Source organism: Acinetobacter sp. ANC 4636 (assembly GCF_054454555.1).
Genome location: NZ_JBTKVD010000002.1, coordinates 258,704 through 283,592 on the forward strand (window position 1 = coordinate 258,704; position 24,889 = coordinate 283,592).

18 protein-coding genes are annotated in these 24,889 nt (G+C 45.3%); 9 read left to right on the forward strand and 9 right to left on the reverse strand.

Annotated elements, in window-relative coordinates; translation table 11 throughout:
- Nucleotides 1–1,419, forward strand: a complete 1,419-nt coding sequence (locus ACX1N5_RS03385; protein WP_458799525.1) for a coniferyl aldehyde dehydrogenase — start codon at nucleotides 1–3, stop codon at nucleotides 1,417–1,419.
- 4 nt (nucleotides 1,420–1,423) lie between these two features.
- Complete coding sequence (locus ACX1N5_RS03390) at nucleotides 1,424–2,401, forward strand: zinc-binding dehydrogenase (RefSeq protein ID WP_458799523.1); 978 nt, start codon at nucleotides 1,424–1,426, stop codon at nucleotides 2,399–2,401.
- 312 nt (nucleotides 2,402–2,713) lie between these two features.
- On the opposite strand, the gene ACX1N5_RS03395 is transcribed toward ACX1N5_RS03390, so the two are convergent.
- Nucleotides 2,714–3,637, reverse strand: coding sequence for a response regulator (locus tag ACX1N5_RS03395; protein ID WP_458799521.1), 924 nt, complete (start codon nucleotides 3,635–3,637; stop codon nucleotides 2,714–2,716).
- A complete protein-coding gene (locus ACX1N5_RS03400) occupies nucleotides 3,630–7,097 on the reverse strand; it encodes a hybrid sensor histidine kinase/response regulator (RefSeq protein ID WP_458799854.1) in 3,468 nt (1,155 codons plus the stop codon). Before ACX1N5_RS03400 ends, ACX1N5_RS03395 begins: the two co-directional genes overlap by 8 nt.
- Before the next feature lie 176 nt (nucleotides 7,098–7,273).
- On the opposite strand from ACX1N5_RS03400, the gene ACX1N5_RS03405 reads away from it, so the two are divergent.
- Nucleotides 7,274–8,893 (forward strand): purine-cytosine permease family protein, encoded by a 1,620-nt coding sequence (locus ACX1N5_RS03405; RefSeq protein ID WP_458799519.1) that lies wholly within the window; start codon nucleotides 7,274–7,276, stop codon nucleotides 8,891–8,893.
- A 61-nt stretch (nucleotides 8,894–8,954) separates the two neighbouring features.
- On the opposite strand, the gene ACX1N5_RS03410 is transcribed toward ACX1N5_RS03405, so the two are convergent.
- The 5 genes from ACX1N5_RS03410 to ACX1N5_RS03430 all read right to left on the reverse strand — a co-directional run bounded on the left by ACX1N5_RS03410 (nucleotide 8,955) and on the right by ACX1N5_RS03430 (nucleotide 16,549).
- Complete coding sequence (locus ACX1N5_RS03410; protein ID WP_458799517.1) at nucleotides 8,955–12,257, reverse strand: DEAD/DEAH box helicase; 3,303 nt, start codon at nucleotides 12,255–12,257, stop codon at nucleotides 8,955–8,957.
- 322 nt (nucleotides 12,258–12,579) lie between these two features.
- Nucleotides 12,580–13,110, reverse strand: coding sequence for a hypothetical protein (locus ACX1N5_RS03415; protein ID WP_458799516.1), 531 nt, complete (start codon nucleotides 13,108–13,110; stop codon nucleotides 12,580–12,582).
- Nucleotides 13,111–13,343: 233 nt separating this feature from the next.
- Complete coding sequence (gene ssb / locus ACX1N5_RS03420; RefSeq protein WP_458799514.1) at nucleotides 13,344–13,961, reverse strand: single-stranded DNA-binding protein; 618 nt, start codon at nucleotides 13,959–13,961, stop codon at nucleotides 13,344–13,346.
- A gap of 51 nt (nucleotides 13,962–14,012) precedes the next feature.
- The gene (locus ACX1N5_RS03425; protein ID WP_458799512.1) at nucleotides 14,013–15,377 is read right to left on the reverse strand and encodes an MFS transporter; all 1,365 of its coding nucleotides are present in this window, start codon (nucleotides 15,375–15,377) and stop codon (nucleotides 14,013–14,015) included.
- A 104-nt stretch (nucleotides 15,378–15,481) separates the two neighbouring features.
- The gene (locus tag ACX1N5_RS03430; RefSeq protein ID WP_004754664.1) at nucleotides 15,482–16,549 is read right to left on the reverse strand and encodes a DUF475 domain-containing protein; all 1,068 of its coding nucleotides are present in this window, start codon (nucleotides 16,547–16,549) and stop codon (nucleotides 15,482–15,484) included.
- Nucleotides 16,550–16,697: 148 nt separating this feature from the next.
- On the opposite strand from ACX1N5_RS03430, the gene tenA reads away from it, so the two are divergent.
- The 5 genes from tenA (at nucleotide 16,698) to ACX1N5_RS03455 (ending at nucleotide 20,663) form a co-directional block, all read left to right on the forward strand.
- Nucleotides 16,698–17,375, forward strand: a complete 678-nt coding sequence (tenA, locus tag ACX1N5_RS03435) for a thiaminase II (protein ID WP_458799510.1) — start codon at nucleotides 16,698–16,700, stop codon at nucleotides 17,373–17,375.
- Nucleotides 17,376–17,487: 112 nt separating this feature from the next.
- A complete protein-coding gene (gene arsC / locus ACX1N5_RS03440) occupies nucleotides 17,488–17,919 on the forward strand; it encodes an arsenate reductase (glutaredoxin) (RefSeq protein ID WP_458799508.1) in 432 nt (143 codons plus the stop codon).
- Between the two features lie 4 nt (nucleotides 17,920–17,923).
- Complete coding sequence (locus ACX1N5_RS03445) at nucleotides 17,924–18,235, forward strand: metalloregulator ArsR/SmtB family transcription factor (RefSeq protein ID WP_458799506.1); 312 nt, start codon at nucleotides 17,924–17,926, stop codon at nucleotides 18,233–18,235.
- Between the two features lie 20 nt (nucleotides 18,236–18,255).
- Complete coding sequence (gene arsB / locus ACX1N5_RS03450; RefSeq protein WP_458799504.1) at nucleotides 18,256–19,302, forward strand: ACR3 family arsenite efflux transporter; 1,047 nt, start codon at nucleotides 18,256–18,258, stop codon at nucleotides 19,300–19,302.
- A gap of 500 nt (nucleotides 19,303–19,802) precedes the next feature.
- Nucleotides 19,803–20,663, forward strand: coding sequence for an EamA family transporter (locus ACX1N5_RS03455; RefSeq protein ID WP_458799502.1), 861 nt, complete (start codon nucleotides 19,803–19,805; stop codon nucleotides 20,661–20,663).
- Here ACX1N5_RS03455 and ACX1N5_RS03460 read toward each other — a convergent pair.
- Both ACX1N5_RS03460 and ACX1N5_RS03465 read right to left on the reverse strand, forming a co-directional pair.
- Entirely contained in the window at nucleotides 20,660–20,998 is a 339-nt protein-coding gene (locus tag ACX1N5_RS03460; RefSeq protein ID WP_004754677.1) for a GlpM family protein, read from the reverse strand. The two genes, ACX1N5_RS03455 and ACX1N5_RS03460, sit on opposite strands and share 4 nt — an antisense overlap.
- Before the next feature lie 455 nt (nucleotides 20,999–21,453).
- Nucleotides 21,454–21,810: a DUF1304 domain-containing protein gene (locus tag ACX1N5_RS03465; RefSeq protein ID WP_458799852.1), complete on the reverse strand. Its 357-nt coding sequence runs from the start codon at nucleotides 21,808–21,810 to the stop codon at nucleotides 21,454–21,456.
- A gap of 124 nt (nucleotides 21,811–21,934) precedes the next feature.
- On the opposite strand from ACX1N5_RS03465, the gene uvrA reads away from it, so the two are divergent.
- Nucleotides 21,935–24,766 (forward strand): excinuclease ABC subunit UvrA, encoded by a 2,832-nt coding sequence (gene uvrA, locus ACX1N5_RS03470; protein WP_458799500.1) that lies wholly within the window; start codon nucleotides 21,935–21,937, stop codon nucleotides 24,764–24,766.
- Nucleotides 24,767–24,889 lie beyond the last annotated feature (123 nt).

Genomic DNA, 24,889 nt, shown 5'->3' on the forward strand with positions numbered 1-24,889 from the left:
ATGGATATTACAACTTTACAGCAACGCTTGGCAGCCATGCGCCAAGCGCATACTCAAGCTGCACCTGCCAGTCTGGAACTGCGTCATGACCGTTTGGAACGTGCCAAAAAATTACTGATTGAAAATCGTGAAGCACTCATTGCTGCGATTTCGGCAGATTTCGGGCATCGCAGTGCCTACCAAAGTTTGGTGTCAGACATTTTGGCTTCTGTTGCTGCGTTGAGTTATGCCCAAGAACAACTGGCTGTGTGGATGCAGCCTGAAATTGTCGCAGCACCATATGCCGAGATGCGTACCGAAATTCATCAACAACCGCTGGGTGTGGTGGGAATTATTAGCCCATGGAATTTTCCGCTAAATCTTGCCTTTAGCCCACTGGCAGGTGTATTTGCCGCAGGCAACCGCGCCTTAATCAAACCCTCTGAACTGACGCCTAAAACAGCAGAACTGTTGGCAGAACTGGTTCCTCAATATTTCGATGCTTTGGAACTCGGTGTCGTTACAGGAGATGCCGAGATGGGCGCAGCATTTAGTGCCCTGCCTTTTGATCATTTGGTATTTACAGGCAGTACACAGGTCGGGCGGCATGTGATGCGCGCTGCCGCAGAAAATCTTGTACCTGTGACGTTGGAACTTGGCGGCAAGTCACCTGTGGTAATTGCACCTGATGCCAAACTTGAACAGGCTGTGCAACGCATTTTAACGGTGAAAACCTTCAATACTGGGCAAATCTGTATTTCACCTGATTATGTGTTGTTGCCTGAACAGCAACAGCAGGATTTTGTGGCGATTGCACAGCAATTTATGGCAGAAAGCTTTAGCCATTTCCAAGACAATCCTGATTACACCGCGATTATTAACTCGCGGCATTATCAGCGTTTATTGCATGTGTTAGAGGATGCCCAAGCCAAAGGCGCAACCTTAATTCCGCTGACTGCACATACGCAAGAAACAACACACGATGATGTCAGCCGTAAAATTGTGCCTACCTTGGTGTTGAATGTCAGCGATGACATGCTGGTGATGCAGGAAGAAATTTTTGGGCCAATATTACCGATCAAAACCTATCAGCAAGAACAGCAAGCAATTGACTATATCAATGCGCATCCACGCCCGTTGGCGGCTTATTACTTCTCGGAAGATGCCGCAGCACAGCAGTATTTTGCTGAACAAACCACCTCGGGTGCGTTGGTGGTGAATGATGTGATGACCCATGTAGTAATTGAAACCTTGCCGTTTGGCGGTGTCGGGGCATCAGGCATTGGCGCATACCACGGCGTGCATGGTTTCAGACGCTTTAGCCATGCCAAACCGATTGTGGTGCAAAGTCCGAAAGGCGAATCCAATTTACGTTTACGTGCACCTTATGCCGCAGCGTATCAACAATTACAAAATATGCTGAACCCAACTCAGGAGTAATTTCATGCAAAGTTTAATTCATGAGCGCTTTGGCGAACCTGAAGAGGTTTTGCATCTGGCTGAACAACCTGTACCTGAATTACAGGCTGATCAGGTACGCATTCGTACCCTGCTTGCACCGATTCATCATCATGATTTGTGGACGGTACGCGGACGCTATGGTTACAAGCCAAGCTTCCCTGCGATTGGCGGCAGTGAAGCCGTCGGAATTATTGATGCTGTGGGTGCAGAGGTTGAGCATTTGCAGGTGGGTCAACGTGTTGCAGTGGCTTCCGTACATGGTACATGGGCAGAATATTTTATTGCCCCAAGCCGTATGGTGATTCCACTGCCCGATGCAATTCCCGATGAAGTCGCGGCACAGTTGATCGCCATGCCGCTCAGTGCCCTGATGTTGCTGGAATTTTTACAGGTCAATGCGGGAGACTGGATCATTCAAAATACCGCCAATGGTACAGTCGGCAAAACACTCGCGATGCTGGCACAGTCGCGTGGCGTGCATAGCATTAATCTTGTACGTCGTGATGAAGCCGTGGCTGAGTTACAGGCTTTGGGCATTCAGCATGTGGTTTCCACAGCGCAAAGTGGCTGGCAACAGCAAGTCGAGCAGCTTGTGGCGGGTGCGCCGATTCGTGCTGCGGTGGATTCGATTGGTGGACAGGCCAGCGCAGACCTACTCAGTTTGCTTGGGGAAAATGGCACGCTAGTATCTTTTGGTACTCAGCTCGGCGAGCCAATGCAAATTGCTTCGGGTGATCTGATTTTTAAACAAGCCACCGTGAAAGGTTTTTGGGGCAGTAAAGTCAGCCAAAACATGAGCGTGGCAGATAAAAAACGCCTGATTAGCGAACTCATGCAGCGTCTTATCAGCCAAGAACTGAAACTGCCTGTTGAAGCGATTTTTCCTTTTGCCGAAATTGGGCAAGCGGTGAAACGTAGTCTAAGTTCAGGGAAACAAGGGAAAGTCTTGCTGCGTCCTTAATATTCAAAAATTCATTTATCCAAAATTTACTTAGATTAAATTGGATTCATGGAAGTGCCATTCGCAACTGTTCGAGGCAACCATACTTTGAAAAGATCGTGTTTTTGCGATTTATCAATAAAGTGTAGAAATTTGCCGAGTTTTGCGAATGGCAAATGTTTTTGGTTCTTTTGGCAAAACAAAAGAACGGATGAGCTTCAAGCATCTGATTTAAAAAAAATAAGATACCATTTTGAAATATTTAAACTATCAGATTTTTAAAAACTATTTGAATCAATTCGTTAGATTCAAGCAGCAGAAATTCTTGTTCATTTACCCCTTATCCTGAACCAGACTATGCAAATACGCCACTGCCGCAGTACGGTTTTCAACCGCCAGTTTGGCAAAGACATGTTCCAGATGCTTATTCACAGTGCGTGGGCTGAGCGCCAAAATTTCCGCAATATCCTTATTGGTTTTTCCCAAAATCAACCAGTGCATGACTTCGGCTTCACGCTGGGTCAGTTGCGGGCAAAATTTCAGAATATCCGTCACACTTAAATTCGCTGTTGCCAGTTTAATCTGTACCAGATAGTTTTGATTGCTGCGCTCGGCTTGCCACAGCGTCAGCAACAAAAGCTGTAGATTTTGGGTTGGCGCTGCATAAGTACAGCTCATCAAACGCTTCGGGTCTTTGTCCTGCCTCAGTTCGCTAAACCAGTGCTTAAGCCCCTGTGCAAAACCTGCTTGATCAGACAAGCATTCCTGTAAAATCAGCTCGGCTTTTTGGGTTTGCCACAGCATTTGCCCTTCTGCATCCAGTGCCAGAATTGCTGTTTCGGTGGCATCAATCACCTGTTTTTGTTGTTGCAATAACTTGGCATGGGTCAGATGTGTACGGACTCGCGCCAACACTTCTTCGATATTTAACGGCTTGGTGACATAGTCCACGCCCCCGACCTGAAAACCACGCACAATATGCTCGGTTTCCGAAAGCCCCGTCATAAAAATCACGGGAATGAGCTGGGTAATTGGACTGGCTTTGAGTTGCAGACAGCTTTCAAAACCATCCATATGTGGCATGTTGCCATCGAGTAAAATCATGTCGGGCTGACAGCGATGCGCAATTTCAATCGCACTTAAACCATCGGTGGTGACCAACACCCGATAGCCTGCCTGATCAAGACTTTCATGTAAAAGCCCCAAGTTTTCGGGCACATCATCCACAATTAAAATCACCGCATCATGATTATTCATCAATGCTAAAGTCCTGAAGCTGCTGTTTGGCCATTTTCAGGTCAAATTTTTGCACAGATTGTGCCAACTGCAACCATAATTTTTGCTGTTCGGGAAAATCCTGCTGATACTGCTGTAGTGCCTGCTGCACCCCGCGAATATAGCCCTGACTCAGTACCTCCTGTAAATGATCCAAGGCTTGCGGCAAACTCTGTACCGAAGTCGCTGTTTGTATTTCAGCAGCTTTTACCGTGTCTAATGTTGTTGGAGACTGAGTTGATTCTGCCTGATGTTGTAAATTGGGCTGCTGGGCTTGCTGCTCGGCATTTAGCCATGTTAAATCCAGTTTGTCGCCAATTTTGCTGAGCAGTAAATTCAGATCAATCGGTTTAAGTAAAAAATCTTCTGTCAGTACAGCATCTTGCGGATTGACAGCACGCTCATTGGCATCAGCGGAAATAATCACGATCGGCACATTGGTAATGTGGTTTTGGCGCAGCAACCGTGCGGTTTCCCAGCCACCCATCAACGGCATGGTCAAATCCATGAGAATCAGGTCGGGCTGAAACATCGGCACTTGGCGCAGGCAGTCAATCCCCGATTCGGCTTCTTGTAACTCAAAACCCAGCGGACGCAAAAAGTTGGCGACCAGACCACGATCCACCGCTTCATTGTCCACCACCAAAATCCGTTTGCGCTCACCGACATAACCGACGATCTGATTACTATGCAGGTTACGAATCGGATGCACCAAATCTTTGGAGGGTAAATACAGTTTGATATGAAAGCTCGTGCCTCGATTCAACTCACTACTCACCGTGAGTTGTCCACCAAGCAAATCCACCAGTAATTTAACAATCGGTAGCCCTAGCCCTGTCCCTAAAAAACCACCCTGCACTACATTTCGTCCACGCTCAAACGGGTTAAAAATCCGCTGCAAATCTTCTTCGGCAATGCCACAGCCTGTGTCCTGAACCGTAAAATAGGCAGTCTGAAAACGGTAATCGACCTGCAAACGGATTTCACCTTTACGGGTAAATTTCAGCGCATTGCCCAACACATTGATCAGTACCTGTTCCAAACGTTTTTTGTCGCTACGCACATATTGCGGCAAATGTTCACTGATTTGACAGACAAATTTGAGATGCTTCTGCTCAATCTGTGGCTGAAACATTTGCACAATTTGCTGAATAAAATCAGGGAAATGGATATCCACCATATTCAGAGAAATCTTGCCTGTTTCAATGCGTGCCAAATCCAGCAAACCATCAATCAATGAGGTCAAATGCTGCCCGCTACGGCTAATCACTCCCAGTGCTTTTTCGCCTTGTTCCGAGAAATGTTCCTGCTTTTGCAGCAACTGGCTATAACCCAAAATACTGTTCAGCGGCGTGCGCAGCTCATGGCTAATGCCAATCACATAACGGCTTTTGGCTTCATTGGCTTTTTCCGCCTGAATCCGCGCATCCTGCAAATGCTGCGAAGTCACTTCATGCGCGGCAATTTCTTCCAGTAACAGGCTATTTTGCTGCTCACTTTCCTGCTCGGCATTGCGGCGGCTTTCATCATTCAACACCAGCCACCATGCTGCCACACTGATCAGCAAAAATAGGATGCAGTAAATTTTCACAAATAGAGCAAACAGTTGCTGCTGCCCGACTGCATGGATGGCATCTAAGCTGCTTTTTTCCTGCAAATACACCAAGCTCAGACACACCGCGAGTGCTAGTGCCAAACTCAGCATCACCAGTAAATACAGGCTTAGGCGCGTATTGAGACGTTGCGCCCATGAATGCGGTAGATAGCGAATCAGGAAATTTTTCCATTGCTCCGACCAGCGTGCATGCGGTTTACAACGGTCATGGCAACGAGCCTCCAGTGAACAGCACAAGGAACAAATTTCTGCACTGTAGGCAGGGCAACTCGCCATATCCGCCACTTCATACTCGCGCTGACACACCACACAAGTCGCTACTGAAGTCATAGCTAAAGGTTCAGGCTGGCGGGCAAGGTAATATTTACCTTTAGTCAGATAGGCAATCATCGGCACACTCAGCATCGCAGTACCCAGTGCAATAAAACTGGCTAAGCCTTTTGCCAGTTCTCCGAAAAACCCCAGATAACTCAGCATCGACAGCAAAGATGCCAGCAGTAATGCACCAACTCCAACAGGGTTAATGTCATACAGATAGGCACGGCGAAACTCAATGCCTTTCGGACTTAAACCCAGCGGTTTACAGATGATTAGGTCTGCGACCACCGCCCCCATCCATGCAAGTGCAATATTGCTGTACAGCCCCAAAATCTGCTCAACCGCATGGCTGATGCCCATTTCCATCAACATGATCGCAATCAGGATATTGAAAATCAGCCAGACTATCCGCCCAGGGTGACTATGGGTTAAACGCGCAAAGAAATTTGACCATGCCAGTGAGCCTGCATAGGCATTGGTCATGTTGATCTTGATTTGTGCCAGACACACCAGTAGCACCGTCAGCCAGAGCGCAACGTCTGCCGAGGAAATCCCTTGCTGAAAAGCGAACCAGTACAGATAGGTCGGATTGCTCAGTTCACTGTGCGGCACGGCATAGCGATAGGCCAACACCATCAGCAGCATGCCCATCAGGATTTTGACAAAACCAAAAATAATCCATGAGGGGCCACCCAGAAATACCGCCAGCAACCATGAGCGCGGATGCTGCTCACGCGGTGGTAAAAAGCGCAAATAGTCAGCCTGCTCGCCAATCTGAATCACAAACACAAACAGCAAGGTACAGGCAGCACCAAAATACGTCAGATTAAACGCGGTCGAATGCGAAGTAACGCCAACAAACTGCATACTTTGCTCAAGCAGTTGCGGCTGTTTCCACCATACAAAAATCCACGGTAGCAGCAGTAAGATCAGCCAGATCGGTTGAGTAATCGCCTGAACTTTATTGATAAAACCCACACCTTTGACCACCAAAGGCAAAATGATCAGAGCTGAAATCAGATAGCCGACACTCTGCGGAATATGCAGCGCCAGCTCCAATGCCATTGCCATAATCGCCGCTTCAAACGCCAGCAAAATAAAGGTGAAACTGGCATAAATCACCGAAGTAATGGTCGAACCGATATAGCCAAAACCTGCACCACGCGTCAGTAAATCCACATCCACATTGTACTTGGCAGCATAGTAGCTGATCGGCCAACTGGTCAGAAAAATCAGGCTACACACCACAATGGCTGCCATCAACGCATTGCTAAAACCATATTGCCACAGCATGGTTGCACCAATCGCTTCCATCGCCAGAAAGCTCACCGTCGACATGGCGGTATTGGTCACCATCCACGGCGACCATTTCCGCACCGAGCGCGGTGCGTAGCGCAAGGCAAAATCTTCAATACTCTCATCCGCCACCCAAATGTTGTACTCACGGCGTGTTGGAATTACCCGTTGTGGTGCAGAAGGTGGTGTGGATGATTTTGGCATGCAGCGAATTCCAACAAAATGTGGACAATAAATCTCTCATTGCACTTTGCCAAAATTTGCCGATTTTGACCATGCTTTTATCCTGCGTACAGATACGCAATATAACGTATTTTCGATTTTGTCCCTGCACGCCACACTGAATGCATCTCAAGAATTCACCATCAGCATCGGGGAGAATGGCAATTATGAGCGTATCTCAACATTCAGATGTCAACAGCCTGCAAGGCAGCAGTGACAATCAAAAAGCGGTCAACGAAACCCTAGAAGACTATACCTTACGTTATGCACCACACAGCTTTCGGCGCTGGAGCCCAAAAGTGGTGGCGATTACCGCACTGGGCGGCATTGCCTACCTTGCGGATTTCTCGATTGGCGCAAGCATTGGCATGTCTTACGGCACCACCAACGCAGTATTTTCGATTTTATTTGCCGCAATCATCATTTTCCTGACAGGGATTCCACTCGCCTACTACGCCGCACGTTATAACATCGACCTTGATCTGATTACCCGTGGTGCAGGTTTTGGCTACTTTGGTTCGGTGCTGACCAGTATTATTTTTGCCAGTTTTACCTTCATTTTCTTTGCCCTTGAAGGTTCGATCATGGCGCAGGGCTTGCTGCTCGGTCTGGGTGTTCCGCTGTGGGCAGGTTATCTGATCTCGACCTTTATGGTGATTCCACTGGTGATTTATGGCATGAAAGCCTTGAGTAAATTACAAGTCTGGACTACGCCTGTGTGGCTAATTTTGATGGTTGGCCCTGTCGCCTACCTCATCAACAAAGAGCCGAATCTGGTCGGTCAGTTTGCTCAGTTTACAGGTCATGACGGCTTTGCCCCGATGGACATAGCAGCCATCATGCTCGGTGCGGGCGTGTGTTTATCGCTGATCATGCAAATTGGTGAACAAATTGACTATCTACGCTTTATGCCAGCCAAAACCAAAGCCAACAGCAAACAATGGTGGGCGGCGGTGATTTCCGCAGGGCCAGGTTGGGTGATTTTGGGTGCGATCAAACAAGTCATCGGTGCATTTTTAGGATTCTATCTACTCACCAAAGTCCCAGGGGTCAACACCACTGAACCTGTACAGCAGTTCAATGCCGCTTTCCATGACATGTTACCGGGTTGGTTAGCGCTGGCTTTGGCGGTGATTTTGGTGGTGATTTCACAAATCAAGATTAACGTGACTAATGCATACTCAGGCTCTTTGGCATGGACCAGCGCTTACACCCGTATCAGCAAACATTATCCGGGTCGCATCATCTTTGTCTTGGTGAATCTGGCGATTGCACTGGCGCTGATGGAAGGCAACATGTTTGCAGTCTTGGGCAAAATCTTGGGCTTCTATTCCAACTTTGCCATCGCTTGGGTGGTGGTGGTTGCAACCGACATTGCCATCAACAAATATGTGTTAAAGCTTTCACCGAAAGAACCTGAATATCGTCGCGACATGCTGTACAACATCAACCCTGTGGGCATGGTGGCTTTCCTTGCCGCAGCAGGTCTATCCATCGCAGCGTTCTTTGGAATGTTCGGCAGTTTCCTTGCCGCCTACTCGCCTCTGATTGCGCTCGTGGTTGCCTTTGTGATGACTCCAGTCATGGGCTTGGTAACTGGTGGAAAATACTATATCAAACAAGATCATGACGGCATTAAAGAGCCGCGTTATGACGCAGAAGGTACGCCAATGGCAACTGTGTATAACTGTGTGGTCTGTGATGAAACTTATGAACGCCCAGATGTGTTGTTCTCGCACAAACATAGCGGCACCATCTGCTCACTGTGTAAAACCCTAGACAAATAATAATAAAGCATTCCAAGAAGACATTTTTACCCCCAGCGATGTTCCCAAACATCGCTGTTTTTTATGTGGCATCAAACAGTTGCAACAGCTCATCTTCACTAAATGCCGCATTAATCTGGCTGTTTTTCGACAAAATCGACTGTGCCAGTTGTGCCTTGTTTTTTTGCATCAGCAAGATTTTTTCTTCAATACTCTGATTCATAATCAGTTTATACACAAACACGGGTTTGTCCTGCCCGATGCGCCATGCTCGATCCGATGCCTGTTCTTCTGCGGCAGGGTTCCACCACGGATCATAATGGATTACGGTATCGGCAGCGGTCAGGTTCAAGCCCACTCCGCCTGCTTTGAGACTGATCAGGAAAATCGGCACTTCGCCTGACTGGAAACGCTGAATGACTTCATCACGTTTTTGCGTCTGCCCTGTCAGTTTGGCAAACTCGATGCCCTGTTTTTGCAGAGCGTCACCAATCAGGCTGAGCATACTGGTAAACTGCGAGAAAATCAGGATCTTGCGCCCTTCCTGCAACATATCAGGCAAGGTCTCCATGAGATAATCCAGTTTGGCAGAATGAATCTTGTGACTGTTCATGCCTTCCAGATTCAATAACCGCGGATGACAACACACCTGACGCAATTTCAGCAAGGCATCCAGAATCTGGATATGGCTGCGTTTTAGTCCACGCTCTGCCAGTAACCGCCGCACATTGCTCTGCATTGCAGTACGCAGCGCCTCATAGAGCTTAAGCTGCGCATCATTCATGTCGATATTGACTTCAATGGTGGTTTTCTTCGGCAGCTCTTTCGCGACTTCAGTTTTTAAACGGCGCAAAATAAATGGGCGGGTGCGTAAAATCAGCCGTTCCTGTAAATCAACACGCTGTTGACGCTCAATCGGGTAACGATACTTGCGGTTAAAGTAATCTTGCGTCCCCAAAAATCCGGGCATCAGAAAATGAAACAATGACCACAGCTCACCCAAATGGTTTTCCAGCGGTGTACCTGTTAAGCACAAACGATACTGCGATTGCAGTTGCCGTGCCGCTTGTGAGACTTTGGCATTCGGATTTTTAATGTAATGTGCTTCATCGAGCACCACAGTATGAAATTTTTGATTTTTTAACAGATGAATATCACGTGCCAACAGTGGATACGTGCTAATGATCACATCATATTCGGGCAAATGCTGGAAATGCACATGACGGTTATGCCCATGCAACACCAATACTTTGAGTTGTGGTGTAAATTTCTGTGCTTCTTTAAACCAGTTCGAGGTCAGCGAAGTCGGGCAAATAATCAGCACAGGGGTTTTATTTAATTTTCCTGCTTGCTGCTGCAATAAAATATGTGCCAGCGTTTGCGCAGTTTTACCCAAGCCCATATCATCTGCCAGAATCCCGCCATGACGAGTTTCGGTCAAGAACTGAAGCCAGCCCAAACCCTGCTGTTGATAACTGCGGAGTTCTCCACAGAAACCTTCGGGCGTAGCCAGCGCTTGCTGTTCACCTTGCTGCAAGCGTTGCACAAACTGTTTTAAACGCTCTGCATGATACAAATTCAGATTCAAATCATTGGCTTGTGATAACAGTGCCACATCATAAACATCGAGCTGAAAATCATCTTCCTGATTAAACAACTGGTTTAAATGAATCAGAATCGGCTTGATGTCTTTCAAATAAATCAGCAAGCTAGGCGCATGACTGATCGGCAGCACAAAATAATGATCTTCATCAAATTCTTGCAACCGTTGTATATCAAGTAATTTGGGGTGTAACTGAATCAGGCGTGCCAGCAATTCTGCCAAGTTGTGTTTATGACCACGCTGATCCTGAATGGTCATGCCAATGTTAAACCATTCATAACGCTCATCGGCTTGGGTCAGCGCAACATCGACATGCTGTGCCAATTGCAGATTAAATAAACTCTGTGCACTATGTTCGACTTTCCAATCTAAAGCTTCAATCAAATTGACAGGCAACAGTGCCGAGATCAATTCATGCGCATCGATACAGAGCAAATTCGCCATATCGACATACGGCAATTTGAGCTGAGGCAACTGTTCCAGCCATGCGATATTCGGCAGGAGCTCCCAAAGCTTGCGTAACAGGTGCTGTTCCTGTTTTAAATCGCGCATTTGCCGAACAGGCTTCTGCTGATACTGCCCTACAAAACTATTTTCTGCATAATTTGCAGGAACGCGCCCTGCAGGATAATCAAAAAATACGCTGGCACATGCCAAATCGTTTTTCGAGAAAATCTGATCCAGATGAGCTTGATCACCAAAGCGCAGCACAGCTGTTGGATTACCCTGCATTTCAGGTAAATTCTGCTCGAATGGGTAAGCAGATGTCGTTTGATCGACCAGATAACGCTGTAAAGTCTGCTCCATCTGCCCCAACAAATGGCTAGGAATGATCGGCATATTCAGCAAATCATCAATAATGTCATAACGATAAGCGGCTTCTACTCGACCAATACTATTTTGGCGCAGATCAATATAGGTTAAAGGCTGTGTCGCCAAAATCCAGATATGTGGCACATGCTTTAATTCATTCTTGCTACCCAATGCATAAATATCGGCAATCAACTGCTCGGATTGCCCATCGGGCTGGGTTTCCCAAGTAAAATCCAGTTGATACAGTGTATCTGACCAACGCAAGGGAGCGTGTTTATAGTCTTCGGCATACAGCCAGCCATACTGTGTGACCTGTTGTAACAGATTGGCTGGCAGACCTTTAAAACTTAAAGTATGGGAAGGTAACTGATTATTTTTTTGGGTATTTTGTGCTGTGTATATATCTTGAAACAACAAACGTTCCTGCACGGTCGTATCAACATGAGCATTCAGGATATTGGCATAATTGGTATATTGTTTGGCTTCGCGAATTTCACCTTGTTTATTACGGCGTACCTTGTAGAGCTGCAGACTCATTAAACCCGTTTGTGGTTGACGCTCAACAATATAAATAAAATAGTTTTCTTCCAGAACCGAAGCCATCTCTGGATGCACTTGCAAATGGTTCAGGGTTGACTCAAAACGCTGTGACCATGCCGAACTGGTACTCTCAATCTGAGGAGGTGCAATCAAATGATGCTGTACAGCGTACTGAACAAGCGCTGCCCCATGTTTACAGTGATCACCAACAGGACAACTACAACGGCTTTGTAAGACCTGCTGTCGAGCAGCATCGAGAGTGACACGAGTACGATAGGCAAACTGCCCCTTTACCTGTGCTTGAATCAGCCAACGGTTGGCCGACTGGGGTTGAACCGAAAGTTGTTCAGCATCTATCTCATTGATATAACCGCGACTACGCTCAATGGTCGCGCTATCAAAAGTTGAAAGTAGTTGAACAATCTTCATATTTCCCAAACATCATGACACTAAAAAAAAACGCAGGAAGCTATAGTAACGATATTGGCTTTAAAAGTGCATGCTTTTTTTGGCGAATAAAAAAATCTCTTTGCTAATTGAAGTTCATAAACAGAAAAGATGCATCTCTTTTCAGCTCAATCAATCGCTAAAATTTGTGCGAATTATTTATGAATTGGCTTTTTTGGCTTTTGCATAAACAGTAATACTAGTTTTAAAGTTCACAAAAGCTGTCCCTCGTTTTTCTAATCAAATGATTTATTTTTTAAATGAGCTTCTTTTCATTTTTGACATTTTCTCTGTCTTTCTTTTTTCATTCTAGTTTATTTTTTACCCAGAATATAGAGAATATAAAAAGAAGTGCGAATACTGTAAAGCCATCTATCCCTTTACGCTGGATGCTTAATTGTCTTTCCCCTTCTTTTAGACTGACCCATGTTTTGCCATCAACTTTTAGAGCAACTAATCTTTGGCTATAGCCAATACCTTGATCTTGTTTAAACCACAATACCTCAGCAGGCTTACCTTTATTGGCCTTAAGTTCATCAAATCCTTGAGAAATCAAACAATCATTACGCTTACCCATTGGGCTACGGCAGGTAAAATAATTCGTTTGACCATGGCTTGTAATTCCAACCAAATACCCTCTACGGGCATCGACCTTCTCATAGTTTAAAGTCCCGACTTCTTTATAAAGCTGATCTTGAGGAGGTAAATTTGAATGATATTTAATGACATACCACGGTAAGATAAAACTATAGAAAATAAAAATTCCTGCAAAAAGTTTAAACCAATGCTTTTTCAGCATTTTCCATAACCATGCCATATTTGTTTTAAAATTCACAAAAGCGATTCCCCATGTGTAAGTAAGTTATAAGATTTTTTAATCAAATGAATCTTGGTATGTTCTAAATTTTATTCACCGATTTTTTTATTTTCTATGAATTAACTTCAATATTATCAATACATTTTATCGTCTCTCAAATCTTATCATATTCTGTTCAACTATACAGATTTGGCACTTTCGGACATAAAAAAACCTGATCTTAATCAGGTTTTTTAAATTGAATGCTGTAATTAAAATGGTAAATCGTCATCTAAATCTGTAGGAGCTGGTGCTGCCGCTGGTTTTGGCTTAGCCGCTTGGTTGTTATTAAAACTACCTTGGGCATTGTTATTGCCTGCGCCATAGTTATTGAAACCGCCGCCTTGACTACCACCTTGCTGATTAAAGCCAGTATTTTGACCATAACCACCACTGTAGTTATTATTACTATTAGCACCGCCTTGCTGATTATTATTGTTAAACCGCGGTTGACCATAACCTGAGTTATCGCCTGCGCCTTGTTCTGACTGACCACGGGTTGAATCTAGCATTTGCATCTGATCACCGCGGATTTCAGTGCTGTAACGCTCCTGACCGTTTTGATCTGTCCATTGGCGAGTACGCAGTGAGCCTTCAATATAGACTTTTGAACCTTTACGCAAATATTGCTGGGCAATTTCACCTAAACGGTTATGCAATACAATACGATGCCATTCGGTTTGCTCTTTTCGCTCACCTGTACTTTTGTCTACCCAAGAATCACTCGTTGCAATTGAGAACTGAGTTAACGACCCACCATTTGGAAAAGTCTTGGTTTCAGGATCTCGACCCAATGTACCGACCAAAATAACTTTATTGACACCACGCATTCGCTACTATCTTCCTATATGTTTCTACGTTTTACTTTATAAGAGTTATCTTCAAATGACTAGCTCTTTCCCCAACAAGTGCGTTAAATGTTGTCGCGCAGTTTCATCTAGCTGCTTCTTATCCAGTTTTACATAGGCGATCTGCTGATCCAGCATGACCACCACTTCTTCAATACCATGAATTGCCAATAACTGGCTAGTCCATTCATCTGTTTGTTTACCCTCAGGCAAACGTAAAATGACTGAAGATAAATAACGCGGTTGCTGTAAACCAAAACTCACCAATGCCCAGATCATGGCAATCGCAGCAAGAATGCTCCAACCTGTTGAAGTATTATGTAGCATTAATAATTGACCGCCAAGTGTGCCACCAAAAAATGCTCCCAGGAACTGGGCACTGGCATTTACCCCCATGGCGGTGGCTTTGGACTGAATCGGTGCGGCTTTAGACAACCAAGACGGTAACAATGCTTCCATGACATTAAATGCTACAAAGAAAATCCCTAAACCCAGTAGCAAGCTATATTTGGACTGATAACCAAAAACCAGTACCAGTAAACCCACAACGACACCAACAATTGCACCTAAAAAGATGCTACGCATTTTGCGGTATTTCTCAGCAAGAATAATACTTGGGAAAGCACAAATCACACCGATCAGCAATAATGGCAAATACACCAAACCATGTTTTGCCAAAGGAATTTCAGCATACTGGATCAGTTGCGATGGCACATAAATAAACATCGCAGTGAGCAACAAATGTAGCGAAAAAATTGAGAAATGCAGACGGTTCAGGTCAGGCATTTTCAATACATGCTTAAGCTGCTTCAGATAACCATGCTGAAAATTACGATGATGACGTGTGGTTTTAGGTACCAATAGCAGCATAACAATCGCCGCAAGTCCCATAATGGTGGTCACCCAAAACAGCCCTGAAATTCCCACCAGATGCGTCAGCCACGGCCCAAGACTAAAGGCCACCACAAATGATAGCCCAATACTCATGCCCATAGCCGCCATGGCTTTGGTACGGTTTTCTTCACGGGTAACATCGGCAAGCAATGCCATCACCACTGCAGAAACCGCACCTGCCCCTGCAATCGCACGCCCTAAGATCACACCATAAATGGTATGTGACATCGCCGCAATTGCACCACCCAAAGCAAACAATAACAAGCCGATGACCACCAAAGGTTTACGACTAAAACGGTCTGCCCACAGGCTAAACGGGATTTGTAAAATCGCTTGAGATAAGCCGTAAACACCTACGGCAAACCCAAGCAATGCAGGCGTTGCATATTGATATGTCTGCCCAGCCACTGCAAACACAGGAATAATCATGAACAATCCCAACATGCGTAATGCAAAAATACTGCTTAAGGCAAAAGTGGAACGGCGTTCTAAAGCATTCATCATATCAATCTGTAATCTCTTGGGGAAAACAAGCAAAGCATTAAAAATAAAAATGGGGTACAACAGCATTGTACCCCATCATTTTATACATTTTCCTGAAATTTGCCTTAATCAATCAGCTGGCGTTTACTATATTGAATTGAGGCAATCACCGCCCAAACAATAAATGCTACACCAATCAGTCCTGTGACCACTTCAGGCACATGCACCCCTGTACCACTGGCCAACATAATCACTGCCAAAGCACCAATCGCATAATGCGCACCATGTTCCAAATAAACATAGGCTTCTAAAGTGCCTTTTTCGACCAGATAAATCGTCATGGAACGCACAAACATTGCACCAATTGCCAACCCGAGCATAATGATGATGACATCAGAAGTAATCGCAAATGCCCCGATCACACCATCAAAACTAAAAGATGCATCCAGCACTTCCAGATACAAGAAACCACCTAAACCCGCTTTGATCACGCCATTGGCAGCATTGCCTGAACTGCTGGCCTCTTCGTCCACTTCAGGCTCACCACCGAGTAAATGCCCAAGCACCTGCACACCGATATAGACCACAATGCCCCAAACCCCCGATAAGGTCACAGCCAAACGCTCGCTCTCGCTTACATTGTGTGCCATCACCAATAAAGCGATCAGGGTTAAAAACACTGACATGGCAGGGACATTGGCTAAGTTAGTCAGGCGTTTTTCAAGCCATTTGAACCAGTGCGTATCTTTTTCTGCATCAAGGAAGAAATTGAAAAACACCAGTGCCAAGAATGCACCACCAAATGCTGCAATTTCCGCGTGATGTTCAATCAATCGCATTGAGTAATTTTTCGGATCATTGAGCGCCATGCTGACCACATCCATCATGTTCATGTTAGCTGTCACTGCGACAATCACAATCGGGAACACCAGACGCATACCGAACACCGCAATAATCATCCCGAGTGTAAGGAAAATCATTTTCCAGAAATGATCCCAACTCCGCAGTACCGATGCATTGACCACGGCGTTATCGAAAGATAAAGACACTTCCATAATCGCCAAAATGGCAGTTACCGAGAGCGCCTGTAGCATGGTCGAAACCCCGGCTTCAGGGCCATGCGTGAAGCCCCAGTAAGCTGCAATTCCCAAACAGATGATGCTGAAAATAAATGAGAAACGAAAATGTTTCATGAACTGACCTGACCTATAAAAAATAAAAAGTACATGCTGTTCGCGCACGTATCAGAAAATATTAATCAATATTATACGCGCTTCTGTTTTTTTACCTATTTAAAAAAAACACGCTATATTGCAGTTTTCGCATCATCGTGGAGTGACCATGCGTTTTTCAGAGCAGCTCTGGCAGAACAACCTTGCCTTATACCAAAAAATTGTCCAGCATCCATTTAACCAAGAGTTGGCGCAGGGCACGCTCAAATCGGAAGCTTTTCAACATTATATTATTCAGGACTCACATTACTTACTGGCATATGGGCGCATTCTTGCAGTCGCAGCAGCCAAAGCCTTTGATGCCGATGACATCATGCAGTTTTCGGAAGGTGCAAAAATTGCGATTATTGTGGAGCGTAGTTTACATGCCGGCTTTATGCAGCAGTTTGGGATTAGCCCTGAACAGTTTGCCAATACACCATTGAGTTTGGCTTGCCACCATTACACCTCTTTTTTACTGGCAACAGCATGGTCAGAAAGCTATCCTGTGGTACTGGCCGCCTTACTGCCTTGTTTCTGGATTTATGCCGAAGTGGGATTGGCAATTGTTGAAAACTCGGCTGCCAACAACCCCTATCAGGCATGGATTGACACTTATGCAGGCGAAGAGTTCCATGCTGCGGTACGTAATGTGATTGCCACGATTGATAAAGTTGCTGCGCGCTGTGATGCAGACACACTTGCCAAAATGCAGCAGGTCTACCGTCGTGGGGCTGAGCTCGAATGGCTGTTTTGGGACAGTGCCTATCATCAACAGCAATGGCCTGGTCTCGATCCTGTCTACTAGTTGTAAAGCGCCATATTCTGGCGCTTTTTTAAGCTGTCATATATCTGTAATTGTATATATATGGATATTCATATATAAAAGCGCTTATCTGCCATATACTGAAGTTTTTGATATGTCGACCAGCATCAAGATTTACCACAATCCTGCTTGTGGAACATCGCGTAACACGCTCGCCCTGATTAAAAATACAGGCATAGAACCTGAAATCATTGAATATCTTAAAAATCCACCAAGCAAAGAACAGCTAATTCAACTGATTCACGATGCAGGCTTAAGCGTGCGCGAAGCCTTGCGTCAAAATGTCGAACCATACATAACTTTGCAACTTGAACAGAGTCACTGGTCAGGTGATGCCTTGCTGTATTTCATGTTGCAGTACCCGATTTTAATTAACCGTCCCTTTGTTGTGACTGAAAAAGGTACACGCCTGTGCCGCCCATCTGAAGTGGTGCTGGAGATTTTACCTTTACCGCAGCTTGGTGCTTTTTATAAAGAAGATGGCGAACAGATTATTGATGAACATGGGCAATGTGTCTCAGGTTGAAAATATGGATCAAGTACAATTTTTTAAATGCCTTGCCGATGAAACCCGCCTCAATCTGGTGTTATTGGTCACACAACACCAAGAGTTATGTGTCTGTGACCTGACTGAAAAATTACAACTCAGCCAGCCAAAAATTTCACGGCATCTGGCGCTGCTACGTAATCAGGGGATTTTACAAGACCGCCGTAAGGGGCAATGGGTGTATTACCGTCTGCATGAGCAACTGCCTACATGGTGTCGTGAAATTTTAGCGTTGTTGCAGCAAAACAATGCCTTCCCCACAGCAACTTCAACCGCAGTGCATTGCTGTGATTAATTTCTTACATGATGTTTGCCATGACTCAATCTCGTTTATCATTTCTTGATCGCAATCTGACGCTGTGGATTTTTCTGGCTATGGGGCTAGGGATTGCCATTTCACAGTTTTTCCCACAAGCCTCTAGCGCTCTCAATCATTTGAGTGTCGGTTCAGTCAATCTGCCAATTGCCGTTGGCTTAATTTTAATGATGTATCCACCACTGGCAAAAGTAGACTATGCTGCCCTGCCTGAAATTTTTAAGGACAAGAAAACCCTTGCCCTGTCTTTAATTCAGAACTGGCTGATCGCCCCGATTCTCATGTTTGCTTTGGCCGTGATTTTTCTGCATGACTCGCCGAGCTATATGACAGGACTGATTCTGATTGGGCTGGCGCGCTGTATTGCCATGGTACTGGTCTGGAATGGTTTGGCCTGTGGCGACAACCAATATGTTGCAGCACTGGTCGCATTTAACAGTCTGTTTCAAATCCTGTTTTTTAGTGCTTATGCGTGGTTCTTTCTCAGCTTTTTACCGCCGTATTTCGGTCTAAAAGGGCAAGTGATTGATGTTAGCTTTTTAGACATTAGCCAAGCGGTACTGACTTATTTGGGCATTCCATTTTTCGCAGGTTTTCTCACCCGTAGCATTCTGGTCAAAGCCAAAGGTTTAAGCTGGTATCAAAACCAGTTTCTACCGAAAATCAGCCCGATTAGCCTAGTGGCATTACTGTTGACTATTGTGGCAATGTTTAGCCTCAAAGGTGGAGAAGTTCTGAGCTTGCCAAGCGATGTCCTACGGATTGCGATTCCGTTAACCATTTATTTTATCGTGATGTTTTTTCTAAGTTTTGCCATGAGTAAATGGCTCGGTAACAACTATGCACGCAGCACGGCAATTTCATTTACCGCGGCAGGCAATAACTTTGAACTGGCACTTGCAGTGGCAGTGGCAACTTTTGGTCTGGCGTCACCTGTCGCTTTTACCACGGTGATTGGCCCACTGGTGGAAGTACCTGTCCTGATCTCGCTAGTCAGTGTCAGCTTTTGGATTCGTAAAAAATTCTTTGGGTATGAATTGAGCTAGATTCAATCCAAGGCAGTCGCATAGAGGCCGTAGCGACTGCCTTGACTCTTCTTGTTCTGATCCATCTGTTGTTCATGCCTGCAAGGATTTTTGAAACTGGTAGGCTGGATAATACATGCGTTTTATAAATATATTAATAAACGCAGTTTTTAATATAAGATAATGATTTTATATAATTTTTTAAACTAAACCCATGCTGAACACAGTATTGTTCTGCTGTATACTACTCCGATTTTTGTGGGCTGACATTAGCATTACCGACTGCCAAGCGAATAGCTGAACAGTATGCAATGGCTCAGTCTTGACATCACTTTTTGCAGATTGCTGCTGGCATTTTTATGGAATGATCAGGGCAGCCGACATGACATGCAATAGATTTTATGGGACGCTGTTTAGCGTGATCCTGCTGCATGAACAGGTTGCAATGAACTTTATTGTCGGCGCAGGGGTTGTATTTCAGGGCATTTCAATCATGAACTTTTTTCTCGGCGAGACAGCACATGAATTCACAACTTTTTGCCGCAGGCTGCATGTTGCTCTCTATGGCGTCTTATCAGGTCAGCGCTAGTTTTGCCAAACAACTATTTGAACATCTCAATCCATTAAGTGTGACCTTATTTCGGCTGTGTTTTGCCTCGATAATTGTGATTGTGGTGTTTCGTTCATGGCGTATTTTGCCGAAATTCAAAACACTCAAATGGCGTGATCTGTTGTGCTATAGCGTCTCATTGGGACTCATGAACCTGTTATTTTATAGCTCACTCAGCCATCTACCTTTGGGTCTTGCAGTAGGTTTAGAGTTTATTGGCCCTTTGGGTTTAGCACTGTGTTCCATTCAGAGTCGTCGTGACTTGATTTGGGTATTTTGCTCGATCTTAGGCATTATTCTGATTATTCCGTGGGGTGGGCACAGTGCGGACTTTTCATATCTAGGCATGTGCCTTGCGATTGGTGCGGGGCTGTTTTGGGCAGCGTATATTTATTTTGGACACAAAGTGGTTCGGCAAAATATCGGCATCCATATGCTCAGTATTGCCATTAGTTTTTCAGCAATCATGCTATTGCCTATTGAACTGTGGCAACACCCCGATGAACTGTTCGCTGTGCAGTATTGGTGGCTTGGTTTAGTGATTGCAATTTTAGCGACAGCAATCCCTTATGCCCTTGATTTGGTGGCACTAAAACATTTGGCACGACTGCGTTATAGTATTTTGACCAGTTTATCGCCTGTTGTCGCAGCCTTAACAGGTTATATTTTACTGTCCGAACAACTTAGCCTTTTTCAATGGATTGCGTTATTGTTGATTGTTACGGCATCGATTGGGATTGCGGTGACAGGTCGTCAACACAGCGAGCCTTAAGCCCACAAATACCAACCATACAGTAAAATACCTGCCGCAATTGTCCATGCCAGTGTTGCCAGACTTAAACAGCTCAGCACTGACATTTGGGTGGCAAGTAAATACACCATGATCAAATACACGGCATACGGAATCAGCGACCATAAACCAAATAAAGCCGTGCGGCGTAGCGCATCTGCACCCTGTTGCTGAAAAACAATGACATGCGCAATCAAGGCAAAGGTCGGAAATAATGGTACCAGCCCTGCAATATAAAACGCCTTGCTTTTCGACAGTATTGAAATAAGCAACACGACCAGTGCACCCAAGGTACATTTAAATACTAACGCCCACATCGTCACTTCACCGCTTAATGTTCTTCGCATGCATTTTACAAAGAATTAAGTCATTGCCCATGTTTTATTGCACGCTATGCTTGCTTTTTCAGCAGGAATCATTAATTAAATAAATAATAATCATTATTAATTAAGCTTGAGGCAGTGTTGGTTTGATCACAAAGAAACCTATCTGCATCAAGGCTGTTTGCATTGTGGTACTGCTGCGCCTGATCTGATTTATTTTACCAATCGCCCTATTCAGGATTTCATGCTGAATTTTGTAGCTATGAACATTTCTTGTCTATGCTTGAACAATAGGTGACTCATTATGCCTTTCAGCAACATGGATGGCGTACGCTGCGTTTTGAGCAAATCGACTCGATTTTTAAGCGCGAATTACCCCCTGCATGCGCTTAATCACATTTTCCTCCATGGCACAGGTTCTCCTGTGCTTTTTTTATAAATACAGCTTATTAGGCAAAATGCAGCACCAGTAAAGCCAGCAGCGCAGGTACTGCCTGAATATAAATAATCTTTTTGCTCGCCGTTAAACCGCCATAAACGCCTGCCACAAAAACACAGCCTAAAAAGAACGTAGCAATTGAACGAGAAAAATCAGGATTACTCACCAGCAATGACCAAAATAACCCTGCGGCAAGAAAGCCATTATATAGTCCCTGATTTTGTGCTAAGACTTTGGTAAGTTTCGCTTTTTCCAGACTATGGCCAAAGGCTTTTAAGCCAGCAGGTTTATTCCATAAAAACATTTCCAAAACCAAAATATACACATGCAATACGCCAATCAGCGCAATCAATATTTTTGCAATCAACATTTTATTTTCCTTCTTCATTTACCCGACATGATCTGTCGCCTAAAATCGTTTTGTTACAGCTTGAACAATTTTAAATCGTTATCATATAGCAGTTTCTACTTGCTTATTACCGAGAGATCTTATGAGTCACAGTCATATCCGTATTCGAGGCGCACGTACCCATAACCTGAAAAATGTGTCCCTTGATATTCCACGCGATAAATTTGTGGTGATTACAGGACTTTCGGGATCAGGGAAATCGTCACTGGCATTCGACACCTTATACGCTGAAGGACAACGCCGTTATGTCGAATCGCTGTCAGCCTACGCGCGCCAGTTCTTATCGCAAATGGAAAAACCCGAAGTCGACTCGATTGAAGGCTTAAGTCCTGCAATTGCCATTGAGCAAAAATCTACCAGTCACAACCCACGTTCAACTGTGGGAACCATTACTGAAATTTACGACTATTTACGCCTACTCTATGCACGCGTCGGAACACCGTATTGCCCTGAACATGACCTGCCGATGGTGGCGCAAACCGTGTCGGAAATGGTCGATGCAGTCAAAGCTTTAGAAGAAGGCACAGCGCTGATGCTGCTTGCACCCGTAGTGCGTGAGCGTAAAGGTGAATACAGTACCCTGTTTGAACAACTGCAAAGTCAGGGCTTTGTTCGTGCCCGTGTCGACGGGGAAGTCATTGACATCGACAGCCCGCCTGAGCTGGATAAAAAGAAAAAACACACCATTGAAGTGGTGATCGACCGCTTTAAAGTGCGTGATGATTTGGGCAACCGTTTGGCAGAATCATTTGAAACCGCACTGCGTTTAGGCGGTGATCTGGCGATTTTGACCTGGATGAAAGGCGAACAGCCTGACCGCGTGTTTTCAGCGCGCCACTCCTGCCCTAAGTGTGACCGTGCCGTGGCAGAACTTGAACCACGCATGTTTTCCTTCAACAATCCGTTTGGCGCTTGCCCAGTGTGTGATGGTTTGGGAACACGTAGTCATTTTAGTGCTGAAAAACTGATCCCCAATCCACACCTGTCGATTCATCAAGGAGCAATCCGCGGTTGGGATCGCCAGCGTCCCTACTATTACAGCATGCTAGAAAAAGTCGCAGCACATTATGGCTTTGACCTCAATTGCCCGTGGCAAGATCTCGATAAAGATACCCAAAAGAAATTCCTGAATGGTACAGGCAAAGAGAAAATCGACCTGAGTTATATCGACGAACGCGGACGCAAACACAGTCGTGTCATGGCATTTGAAGGCGTGTTGCCACATTTAGAGCGCCGTTACCGAGAAACGGAAAGCAACTATATTCGCGATGACTTGGCACAGTACTTATCCAATGCAGCCTGTGATGCCTGCGGTGGTTCGCGCCTGAACGAAATTTCACGTCATGTCAAAGTCAAAGACCATAGTATTGAACAAATCACGAGCATGTCGATTGGTGATGCGGCAGATTATTATCAACACTTGAGCCTTGAAGGGGCAAAAGGTGAAATTGCCGATAAAATCTTTAAAGAAATTCGTGAGCGTCTACAATTTTTAGTCAGTGTCGGGCTGAATTACCTGAGCCTGTCGCGTTCGGCTGAAACATTGTCAGGTGGTGAAGCGCAGCGTATTCGACTCGCTTCACAAATCGGTGCAGGCTTGATGGGCGTCATGTATGTGCTGGATGAACCTTCAATTGGTCTGCATCAACGTGACAATGACCGCCTACTGCAAACCCTGATTCGCCTACGTGACTTGGGCAACACGGTACTGGTGGTTGAACATGATGAAGATGCAATTCGTGCGGCTGACCATATCATTGATATTGGCCCTGGCGCTGGGGTACATGGTGGGGAAATTATTGCCGAAGGTACGGCTAAGCAACTGGCAAAAAATAAAAACTCGCTGACTGGGCAATACTTGGCAGGCAAACTAAAAATTGCGGTGCCTGAACAGCGCGTTACCCCACCAAACCCTGAAAATACCATTCAGCTTTGCGGTGCATCTGGGCACAACCTGAAAAATGTCACCTTAAATCTGCCATTGGGTGTCATGACCTGTATCACAGGTGTTTCGGGTTCAGGCAAATCAACCTTAATTAACCGCACTTTACTGCCGCTTGCAGCAACCGAACTCAACGGCGCAACCACCTTGACGGCGGAAAAATACCAGTCAATTGATGGCTTGCAGCATCTGGATAAAGTGGTCGATATCGACCAAAGCCCGATTGGACGTACACCGCGCTCAAACCCTGCAACCTATACAGGCGTATTTACACCGATTCGCGAGCTATTTGCCCAAACCCCAGAAGCCAAAGCCCGTGGTTATAGTGCTGGGCGCTTTTCCTTCAATGTCAAAGGCGGACGCTGTGAAGCCTGCGAAGGCGATGGCATGATTAAAGTCGCGATGCACTTTTTACCTGACATGTATGTGCCTTGCGATGCCTGCAATGGCAAGCGCTACAATCGTGAAACACTGGAAGTCGGTTATAAAGGCAAGAACATTTCCGATGTACTCAACATGACAGTTGAAGATGCAGCAGAATTTTTTAATGCAATTCCTGTGATTCATCGTCGTTTAGATACCTTGATGCAGGTTGGCTTGGGCTATATCCGTTTGGGTCAGGCGGCGACCACCCTGTCTGGCGGTGAAGCACAGCGGGTGAAGCTGGCCCGCGAACTGGCAAAACGCGATACGGGCAAAACCCTGTATATTCTGGATGAGCCGACCACAGGTCTGCATTTTCATGATATTGCCAAGCTGCTCGACATCCTGCATGAGCTACGCAACAAAGGAAATACCATTGTGGTGATTGAACACAATCTGGATGTGATTAAAACCGCTGACTGGATTGTGGACTTAGGGCCTGAAGGGGGTTCTGGCGGTGGTGAAATCGTTGCCGAAGGTACACCTGAACAAGTCGCAGACGTTGCGATTTCCCATACAGGGCGTTTTTTAAAGCCATTGTTAGCATAATTTTGCCTAAATAAAGAAGGAACAGTTGACGTCTTTCATCAGTCCATTTTATGTCCCTTACGCTGGGAGAAAAACTAAAAATGGGGAAACAATGAATCACGTCTATTACTGTTCCTTCCTTTT